Genomic DNA, 8709 nt, shown 5'->3' on the forward strand with positions numbered 1-8709 from the left:
GTCGCATGAGCACACCCACCATCACCTCACTGGCCCTTCTCACCCCGGGCAACTTCGCCGACGACGACCCGTACACCGGCCTGGAGGAGACACTCCAGCTCTTCGAGTACGGCGAACGGCTCGGCTACGACGGCGCCTGGATCCGCCAGCGCCACCTCGAACACGGCGTCGGCTCAGCTGCCGTGTTCCTCGCCGCGGCCGGCCAGCGCACCGAGCGGATCGAGCTGGGCACGGCGGTCATCCCGATCGGCTACGAGAGCCCGTTCCGTCTGGCCGAAGACCTGGCGCTTGCCGATGTCCTGTCCCGCGGCCGCCTCCAGGTCGGCTTCAGCACCGGCATGCCGCACGCCGAACTGCTCGGCGACCTGGTGTACGACGGCGACTGGCGCGGCTTCGACCTGTCGTACGGCAGGATCGCGCGCCTCGTCGACAACTTGCGCGGCGACTACCTCGGCGGCCCGGACACGGTGATCCACTCGCCCGGCAACGTCCAGCGGCCTCGGCTGCAGCCGCACAACCCCGGTCTGGTGGAGCGGATCTGGTACGGCGGAGGCAGCCTGCGCTCAGTCCGCTGGGCCGCCGAGAATGGTCTCAACCTGCTGTCCGGCAACATCGTCTCGGGCGAGGACACCGACGACTTCACCACCGCCCAGCTGAACCTGCTCTCCGAGTACCGGCGTGGCCTGGGCGACGACCGTCCGGCGGCGCGGGTGGCGCTCGGACGGGTGGTCGTGCCGTTCGACAGCGCCGACGCGGCCACCCGGGCCCGCTACCGGGACTACGCGGCCAGTCGGCACGAGCGCACCCTGAAGCCGCAGACCCTGGCGGCGCTGGGCCCTAAGCGCCTCCTGTTCGCACCGGACGTGGTCGGCACCGCGGAACAGATCCTGGAACAGCTGGCGGCCGATCCGGTCCTCACGCAGGTGACGGAGCTGCGCCTGGAGTTGCCGTACGAGTTCCATCGCGAGGAATACGAACAGATCCTGTACGACGTCCGGCATCTGATCGCACCCGAGTTGGGCTGGCGCCCCGCTTCCCCGGCGGTTCAGGAGGCGGCCCGGTGAGTCCTGCCCCGGAGCTTCCGGTCCGGCTCGAGGTGCACGCCCGCGAGCCGTTCGCCGAGGCCTACCGCTTCACCGGCATCGGGGCGTACGCAGTGCTCACCGCCACCGCCCACTACGCCGTGGGACCCGAAGACAGCCGCCTACCGCGCGATCCCCGACCTCGACCTCGTGCCGCCCGACGTCACCGGCAAGGTGTGCTTCAGCGGGGACGTCGAGATCCTGCGTCCGGTCGACGGCGGGCGCAGGCGGCTGTTCTTCGACCGGGGCAACCGGGGCTACAAGCGGGCGCTCCAGTACTTCTGCGACGCCCCGCACACCAACCGGCCACGCACCCTCACCGACGCCGGCGACGGCCATCTGATGCGCCGTGGCTACACCGTCGTCTTCGGTGCCTGGCAGGGCGATCTGCTGCCGGGCGACGGAAGGCTGCTGCTCGGCCTGCCCGTGGCGAGACGAGGCGCGGAGCCCGTGCGCGGCCTGACGACAGCCGAGTTCATCGTGGAGGAACCCACCGCCTCGCTACCGTTGTCCCACTGGTCGAGCACCAGGTCCTACCCCGTCAGCGAACGGGGCGCGCACATCGCCCGCCTCACCCGGCGGCGCTATCCGCACAGCACGCGGGAGGAACTTCCCACCGGAACTCGGCGGTTCGCAAGACTGCAGGGCGGCGGGAGCGAGCTGAGGACCGCGGCCGCGGCCGTCGTACCGAGCCGGTCCGACCTCCACGTCGACGGCGGGTTCCAGCCCGGCTGGATCTACGAACTCATCTACGAGGCCGAGGATCCTCTCGTCCTCGGGCTGGGCCTGGCCGCGGTGCGCGACCTTGTCAGCCATCTGCGCCACAACCCCGCGCTACCGGCCGGTCCCGTCGAGTACGCCTACGGATGGGGACGTTCCCAGACCGGCCGGGCCATCCGTGACTTCATCCACCTCGGCTTCAACGAGGATGTCGAAGGTCGCCCGGTCTTCGACGGGCTGCTGCCCCACGTCTCCGGCGCCGGGCGGCTCGGCGTGGAGCGCTTGACCAACCTGACGGTTCCGGGCGGCCAACAAGTCGGCCGTGCGTCGTTCCCCGAGCGCGAGGGCGAGCGCCTCGCGCAACTCCCGGTTCTCTGCCTCCAGTTGCTGGTTGCGCTTGGTGGCCGCCTCCAGGCGCCGCAGCAGAGAGGCGTCCGAGGCTCGTTGACGATCGGGAACGAGCCGCGTCGCGGGGATTCGGTGGCGGGCCCGGAGACGTTCGGTCTCGGATCTCAGGTCCTGCTGGTTGTAGAGCCAGGACCGGGAGACGCCGGCTTCGCGGGCGACGGTTTCGAAGGTGATCGCGACGCCGGTGGTGTCCATGCGACGCAGGGCAGCGACCGCCCGTCGGCGGGTCGCCGCGGAGCGGCGGCGGGCTGCGGCGACGATGAGCTGGGAGTTGTCAGCCAGCATCTGCAACCTCCTCACCCTCGCCATCCCCGAGCTCATGGATCATGCGATCGAGGTTGTCGGCGACTTGCTGATTCATCTCGGCGACGCGGGTGTGACCGCAGCCGGTGACGTTGTCGATCAGCGTCAGGGTGCGGGTGTGCTGTTCGCGTAGTTCGGGCGGGAACTCGGAGCCTGTGAGGAAGACTGGGCAGGTCAAGCACGCGTTGGCATGCGGGCAGGACTTTTGAACAGGCAGTCCGCAGTAGCCGTTGGGCAGGGTCTGGGTGGCGATGTCGTATCGGGTCTTGGCCCACTGGGCCTGGCCGAGCGGGCCGTCCTCGGCGAGCACGACGCGTTCGCCCTTGACGTTGACCTTCATCGCTGCCTCCCAGCGGCGGCGGACGGTCTGATCGGTGATCCGCGCGTAGTGGGCGGTCATCCGGGACGACTCATGGTCGAGGAGAACGCGTACGACTTCCTGCGGGACATCCCGGTTGATCAATCGGCAGGCGAAGGTGTGTCGCCATTGGTGGGGCGTCAGGTGGACGAGGCGGCCGTGTTCGTCGCGAATCTCGCTGGTCGCCAGCCAGCGCTCGAACGTCTCGGGCACGATAGCTTCCGTCGCCGATCCTCATCGTGCCCGAGACGTTCGAGTTCGGCCTCGGGAAGTGGACCGGTGTTCCCTGCGGCCAGCGGTTCAGGACGCGTCGCTGCTGGTCGCGGATGGCGGCCTGGACGTCCTCATCGATAGGCACCGCCGCCTCGCGCTTCATCTTGGTGTTGAAATGGCGCAGGTAAGGGGCGTCCTGGGCGTCGTGGATCAGGCAGTCGAAGTCCAGCGTGAGCGCGCTGGAGATCCGCAGTCCGCAGCGCATCCGGATCAGCGTGATCAGTCGGTCGGCGGGGTCCGTCCAGCGGTCGAGGTTGGCCTCGGACTCGACCTGGGCCATGCGGCAAACGGCGTCCTGCCCTCGATGCGTGCCGCGGTCGAGCGCGCCGTCGCGCACGTCAAGACCTGGCACATGCTCAGCGAGGAGGGCGGACGCTTCCGCTCACCGATCGAGAAGTTCCCCGGGATGCTCGCCGCCGCCTGGGGACTCATCAACCTCAAGAGATACCTGATCGTGGCTTATGAATAGCGCTCCTGAGCTCGCGCGTTGGTGTCAGGAACGAAGGGGGCGCAGGCCGGTGCGGATTTCGCTGACCAGGATCTCGGGCTGTTCCAAGGCCGCGAAGTGCCCGCCCTTGTCCGCCTCGCCGTAGTGGATCAGATTGCTGTAGGTGTCTTCGATCCAGCTTCGTGGCAGGCGTGGGATGTCCCTCGGGAAGACGGTCACCGCGACCGGAAGCGTCAGCTTCGGGCCGGCGAGCGTGGCCGATTTGTTCTCCCAGTAGATGCGGGCGGACGACGCTGCGCTGTTGGTGAACCAGTAGAGGGATATCGCGTCGAGCATGTCGTCGATGCTGAGGGCGTCCTCGGCGACCCCGTGGTTGTCGGTCTTGGACTGGAACTTCTCGTAGATCCAGGCTGCCTGACCGGCGGGAGAGTCCGCCAGGGCGAATCCGACGGTCTCCGGCTTCGTGCGCTGAAGGTGGTTCGACCCACCGAGATCGCCGGTGTAGAGGGCGAGGGTCTCCACGGCGTAGCGCCGTTCGGGAGACAAGGTGTCGGGTATCTGTGCGGGAAAGGCGTACTGGGTGTTCAGATGAATTCCGAGAAGCCCCTCAGGTTGCATGGCCCCGAGGGCGGTGGTGACGACGGCACCCCAATCGCCGCCTTGCGCGGCCCATCTCGTGTAGCCGAGACGCTTCATCAGCTCCACCCATGCGCTTGCGATGCGCGATACCGTCCACCCGGTCTCCGTGGGCTTCTGGGAGAACCCGAACCCGGGGAGCGACGGGACGACGACGTCGAATGAATCGGCGGCGTCTCCTCCGAACGAGACCGGATCGGTCAGCGGGCCGATCAGCTTCAGGAACTCGACGATCGAGCCCGGCCATCCATGCGTGAGGAGCAGCGGCATCGCGTTGGGGTTCTTGGACCTGACGTGGATGAAGTGGATGTCCAGCCCATCGATCTCGGTCAGGAATTGGGGGAAGCGATTGAGCTCGGACTCGAAGCGCCGCCAGTCGTAGCCGCGCTCCCAGTAGTCGACCAGAGACCTGGCGTTCGCTACGCGAACCCCTTGCGACCAGTCGCCCACCGTTTCCGGGTCCGGCCATCGAGTTCTGGCCAGTCGCTGCTTCAGGTCGTCGATCTCCGAATCCGGGATCGAGACGGTGAACGGGCGGACGAGGGCCGAGGTCGGCGGCGTCGGTGCGGTCATTGCCTTCTTCTCCTCTCCTGAGCTTCGAAGCAGAGCGCAACTCTCCGCTGCACACGGGTGTACAGTGAATCTCACTGTACACCCGTGTGCAATACTGGTGCCGTGTCCACCCAGTCCTCCCGCATGCGCTCGATGATCGAGACACGCGATCGCATCCTCGACGTCGCCCTCGATGTGCTGGGAGAGAACCCCGATGCCGGAATGGGCGACATCGCCTCCGCCGCCGGCGTCGTCCGTCGCACGGTCTATGACCATTTCCCCTCGCGCCTCGACCTGGTTCGGACACTCACGGAACGGGCCGTCACCGAGATGACAGCCGTGCTCACCGAAGTCAACGCCTCCGGCGCGGAAGCGGACGCGACATGGGTCGAATTCATCGCCCGCGTCTGGCCGGTGGCGCACCGGTACCGAGTGCTGTTGGCGCTGCGCCGTGGCGAGTACGGCGAGGCGATCCACGGCCTGCTCGGGCCGGTCGATGAGCTCCTCGCCGACCTCGTGGAACGGGGCCAGGACGGCGACGTGTTCGCACAGCACCTGCCGGCGGGCATTCTGAGCCAGGTTGCCTACGGCGTCGTGTTCGCCATCGCGGACAGCGACCTGCCGAACGGGACCCTCGGCGCCCGAGCAGCGACGATCACGAGCCTGCTGATGCTGGGAGTTCCCGAGACGCGCGCAATCACTCTCGTAGGCGACCAGCCCTGATCCGCAGCACCCGAAGCGGAGCCACGGATCGTCCTGGGGTGTGACCCAGATACGCCAGAAACCCGCCACGGGATGATCTTGGCCCCGGAAGGCTGGCTATGGTGTGCCACTCGCCGGAGCGCTGACGCGGTTCTCGTACTCGCGGCGGGCCTTGCGCTGGGCCGGGATCACCGGGACGCCCTGGGCGTCGAGGGGCTGGCAGCGGGCGAGGAGTCGGCGGTGTACGGCGGGGACGCGCAGGGTGTAGCCCTGGCCGCGTCGTACGGTCACCCCTTGGTCGAGGCGGCCCGCTCGGCGGCCTCCAGGCCGGACGTGCGGAGGAAGTCGGCGACCTTGCCCGGCATGTCGAGGGTGAACGGCAGCTCCGGAGCGGGGGCACCCTCCTCGATGGCGGTGTGGTCGGGCAGGAGATCGGCGACGGCCGTACGGATCGCGCCGCGGCTGACGGCGTGGTCACGGGCGAGGGCTGCGATCGAGCGGCCCTCCAGGTACGCGGCGCGCACGTCTTCGAGTCTGTCGGCCGGGACGGCGGGGCGGCGCCCGCCCTTGCTGCCCTTGGCCTCGGCGGCGCGCAGTCCGTCGTAGGTGACCCCGCGCTGGAGTTCGCCGGCGGCGGCGAGGGTCTGCACCATGAACCTCACGGTGGACAGCAGCTCGCCGGTGCGCGGGTGGCGGGCGGTGAGGTCCATCGCGGAGAACGCGCCGTCGTGGATGCGCAGCGCCACCTGGTCGTGGTGGAGGACGTCGAGCACGTCGAGGATGTGGCCGGTGCCGCGTACGAGGCGGAACATCTCGGAGATGTGCACGGTGTCGCCCGCCCGCGCGTACACCAGCAGCTCGCCGAACTTCGGCCGTTGGAAGGGGTGGAGGCGGCTGGAGGTGCCCCCGTCCTCCTCGAAGACGACCGGGTCCTCGATCCCGGCCTCGGCCAGGACGAGGTTCTGCCCGGCGGTCGACTGCTGGTCGGTCGAGACCCGCTTGTAGACCAGGTTCGCCACCGAAGGGCCCCTTCCGCACGGAGGAATGGACCCTATCTGTCGTCAAACCCTGTCAACAATCGTCATCGGATCTGATTGGATTCGAGCCGCCGCCAACCCCCGGATTTCACGGGTTCATTGGACGCATCGCCTGCCTGTCGGCAAAGGATGGCGTTTACCGACGGGCACGGGCGTGGTTGTGAGCGGCTTCCGCGGCATTGTCACGCTTGCCCGGTAGACCGAACGACGATCTCGACGGCGTCGGCGTCGACGCCGACGCCGTCGGCACCGGGCGAGCAGCGCCTGGCGCCTGGACGACATGAGACGCGTCCTGTTCGCCCTGGCGCGCCACCAGGGCATTGACCCCGACAACCCCTCCTGGCGTCCGCCCGGTCAGGCATGGTGCCGAGTTCAGGGGCGGCGAGGTTCGTCGCAGGCAGTCCGGATGAGGCGACGGGCGAGCTCGACGGTGCGCTGGGCGGGGCCCTGGGGGCCGAGGACTGTGGCGGTGACGTAGACGCCGTTGAGGACGAGAAGCAGATCGTCGGCGAGCTGCTCGGGGTCGGGAGCGCAGGCGTCGGCCGCCAAGTCACGCATCCAGTGGCGGACCCGCTGCTCATGGGCGACCGCCACACAGTTTGCGGGGTGCTGCGGGTCGGGAAACTCGGTATGGGTGTTGAGCATGGGGCAGCCGCGGAAGGTGGGCAGCCTGGTCTCCTCAATGACGGCTGTGAAGATCACGAGGAGCTTTTCGCGCGGGTCGTCGACCTGGTCGACGACGTGGCGCATACGCGCGAACCAGGCGTCGGCGCGGTCCTGTGTGTAGGCGCTGGCAAGAGCATCTTTGGTGGGGAACTGCCGATAGACGGTGGCGTTGCCGACCCCGCTCTCTTTGACCACCAGGTCCATACCGACAGCGCGGATGCCGCGCTGGTAATACAGGCGGCTCGCCACGGCCAGGACGTGGCGCCGGTTCTCCTCCGCTGTCTTGCGAGCCATGGCGTGCTCCCTCTGCTTGTCATGCGCCACATCGAGTCGACGCGGTGCGCGGTGGACCCTTTTGGCCGTGCGCTGGGCACGGCGCCAGCTTGACAGACGGATCGTTCCGTCACAAACTCCGTGACGGAACGATCCGTCACAAGAAGCGCCCGCAACCACAGTCAAGGATCAACCCAGATGGGCCATCCCAGCCTTCTCTCCGCGACGTCAGCCGGCCCGCCTTCCTCGCGCACCCTGGTCGTCGTTGCTCACCCCGACCTGGCCTCCTCCCGCATCACCGCCTGCCTGGCCGAGGCCGTGAGCGACCTCGCACACGTCACCGTCCATGAAATCGGCCCTGCCTACCACGATGGCCACTTCGACATCGCCCGTGAGCAGCAACTGCTGCGCGACCACGACCGGATCGTGTGGCAGTTCCCCTGGTACTGGTACTCCGTTCCCGCAGTACTCAAGGCATGGATCGACCAGGTCCTCACCTACGGCTTCGCCTACGGCAGCAGTGGCTCCGTACTGCGCGGCAAGACCCTGCAGTTGGTCACCTCCACGGGCGGTCCGGAAGAGTCGTACGCTGCGGTCGATCCCGCTTCCCGTTTCACGATGACCCAGCTGCTGGCACCCCTTGACGCCACCGCCCGGCTGATCGGCATGCATCTCGCCGAGCCGCTGGTTCTGCACGGCGCCCGCACCGTCACCGACGAAGACCTTGCCGTGCACGCCAAGCGCTACCGCGAGCTTCTCAGCTCCCCCCTACAGGCTGGCTGAGCCTCGCGCACAAGGCGGTCCGGGCTGGAGTCAGATGGTGTCCCGCCAAGTGGTGTAACAGCGATCTCCGCATAGCCCCTGGTCATGGGGCGGCCATCGCGCAACTCTCCGAGTGAAGAGGCTCGTTGAGAATGGTGAGGCGATGGCCTTGTCCCAGCATGACTTCGTCCTCACTGCTCTTGCCCAGCACCTGCGCGACGTCAGCATAGAGTCGGCCTCGTTCGCCCGGCACCGGCCGGGCAATTCCGTCGTTCCGCGCCACCAGCCCACCTTGATGGAGATGCCCGAATTCCCCAGGGTCTGCTCGATTCCCCACGTGGTTGAGCGATAAATGATGAGGTCGGGGGTCGCGCCCGGACCGCCTTGGCTCAGCCCAGCGCGTCCATCAGGGATGTGACATAGGCATCCAGCCGCTCCTCCACGGATCGTGTCGTCAGCTCGGTCCGCCCTGCCTCCCGCCACGGCTGC

General features: G+C 68.1%; 11 protein-coding genes and 2 pseudogenes. 5 read left to right on the top strand and 8 right to left on the bottom strand.

From position 1 onward, the window contains the following. Window positions 1-5 precede the first annotated feature (5 nt). Window positions 6-1064 carry an LLM class flavin-dependent oxidoreductase gene (locus ACZ4MF_RS43755; protein ID WP_467499306.1) on the top strand — a complete coding sequence of 353 codons (1059 nt, stop codon included), beginning with the start codon at window positions 6-8 and terminating at the stop codon, window positions 1062-1064. A gap of 360 nt (window positions 1065-1424) precedes the next feature. Beyond that, window positions 1425-2009, top strand: a pseudogene (locus ACZ4MF_RS43760) (hypothetical protein); the annotation flags it as partial. Here ACZ4MF_RS43760 and ACZ4MF_RS43765 read toward each other — a convergent pair. Further along, window positions 1917-2531: a DUF6262 family protein gene (locus tag ACZ4MF_RS43765; protein WP_467499308.1), complete on the bottom strand. Its 615-nt coding sequence runs from the start codon at window positions 2529-2531 to the stop codon at window positions 1917-1919. The pseudogene ACZ4MF_RS43760 and the gene ACZ4MF_RS43765 sit on opposite strands and share 93 nt — an antisense overlap. Next, entirely contained in the window at window positions 2485-3084 is a 600-nt protein-coding gene (locus tag ACZ4MF_RS43770; RefSeq protein WP_467499310.1) for a tyrosine-type recombinase/integrase, read from the bottom strand. The genes ACZ4MF_RS43765 and ACZ4MF_RS43770 overlap by 47 nt, the downstream gene beginning before the upstream one ends. A gap of 58 nt (window positions 3085-3142) precedes the next feature. Between ACZ4MF_RS43770 and ACZ4MF_RS43775 the strand changes: the two genes are divergently transcribed. Then, window positions 3143-3613, top strand: coding sequence for a hypothetical protein (locus tag ACZ4MF_RS43775; RefSeq protein ID WP_467499312.1), 471 nt, complete (start codon window positions 3143-3145; stop codon window positions 3611-3613). A gap of 24 nt (window positions 3614-3637) precedes the next feature. Here ACZ4MF_RS43775 and ACZ4MF_RS43780 read toward each other — a convergent pair whose 3' ends face one another. Next, on the bottom strand, window positions 3638-4801 hold the full coding sequence (locus ACZ4MF_RS43780; protein ID WP_467499314.1) for an epoxide hydrolase family protein: 1164 nt from the start codon (window positions 4799-4801) through the stop codon (window positions 3638-3640). Between the two features lie 102 nt (window positions 4802-4903). Here ACZ4MF_RS43780 and ACZ4MF_RS43785 point away from each other — a divergent pair, with 102 nt between their 5' ends. Further along, a complete protein-coding gene (locus ACZ4MF_RS43785; RefSeq protein ID WP_467499316.1) occupies window positions 4904-5503 on the top strand; it encodes a TetR/AcrR family transcriptional regulator in 600 nt (199 codons plus the stop codon). Between the two features lie 96 nt (window positions 5504-5599). Here ACZ4MF_RS43785 and ACZ4MF_RS43790 read toward each other — a convergent pair whose 3' ends face one another. The 3 genes from ACZ4MF_RS43790 to ACZ4MF_RS43800 form a co-directional block, all read right to left on the bottom strand. Beyond that, window positions 5600-5773, bottom strand: coding sequence for a hypothetical protein (locus ACZ4MF_RS43790; protein ID WP_467499318.1), 174 nt, complete (start codon window positions 5771-5773; stop codon window positions 5600-5602). Continuing rightward, window positions 5770-6501: a recombinase family protein gene (locus ACZ4MF_RS43795; RefSeq protein WP_467499320.1), complete on the bottom strand. Its 732-nt coding sequence runs from the start codon at window positions 6499-6501 to the stop codon at window positions 5770-5772. The genes ACZ4MF_RS43790 and ACZ4MF_RS43795 overlap by 4 nt, the downstream gene beginning before the upstream one ends. A gap of 390 nt (window positions 6502-6891) precedes the next feature. Then, the gene (locus ACZ4MF_RS43800; RefSeq protein WP_467499322.1) at window positions 6892-7479 is read right to left on the bottom strand and encodes a TetR/AcrR family transcriptional regulator; all 588 of its coding nucleotides are present in this window, start codon (window positions 7477-7479) and stop codon (window positions 6892-6894) included. A gap of 177 nt (window positions 7480-7656) precedes the next feature. On the opposite strand from ACZ4MF_RS43800, the gene ACZ4MF_RS43805 reads away from it, so the two are divergent. Beyond that, entirely contained in the window at window positions 7657-8241 is a 585-nt protein-coding gene (locus ACZ4MF_RS43805) for an NAD(P)H-dependent oxidoreductase (protein WP_467499324.1), read from the top strand. Between the two features lie 82 nt (window positions 8242-8323). Here ACZ4MF_RS43805 and ACZ4MF_RS43810 read toward each other — a convergent pair whose 3' ends face one another. Together ACZ4MF_RS43810 and ACZ4MF_RS43815 are read right to left on the bottom strand one after the other, a co-directional pair. Continuing rightward, the gene (locus ACZ4MF_RS43810; RefSeq protein WP_467499325.1) at window positions 8324-8503 is read right to left on the bottom strand and encodes a hypothetical protein; all 180 of its coding nucleotides are present in this window, start codon (window positions 8501-8503) and stop codon (window positions 8324-8326) included. A gap of 106 nt (window positions 8504-8609) precedes the next feature. Continuing rightward, window positions 8610-8709: pseudogene (locus ACZ4MF_RS43815) on the bottom strand (aminoglycoside phosphotransferase family protein); the annotation flags it as partial.

Source organism: Streptomyces sp. NPDC025793 (assembly GCF_055558375.1).

Coding starts and splice junctions, on each gene's coding strand:
- ACZ4MF_RS43755 (WP_467499306.1), top strand. CDS start 6: ATGAGCACACCCACCATCACCTCACTGGCCCTTCTCACCCCGGGCAAC.
- ACZ4MF_RS43765 (WP_467499308.1), bottom strand. CDS start 2,531: ATGAGCTCGGGGATGGCGAGGGTGAGGAGGTTGCAGATGCTGGCTGAC.
- ACZ4MF_RS43780 (WP_467499314.1), bottom strand. CDS start 4,801: ATGACCGCACCGACGCCGCCGACCTCGGCCCTCGTCCGCCCGTTCACC.
- ACZ4MF_RS43800 (WP_467499322.1), bottom strand. CDS start 7,479: ATGGCTCGCAAGACAGCGGAGGAGAACCGGCGCCACGTCCTGGCCGTG.
- ACZ4MF_RS43805 (WP_467499324.1), top strand. CDS start 7,657: ATGGGCCATCCCAGCCTTCTCTCCGCGACGTCAGCCGGCCCGCCTTCC.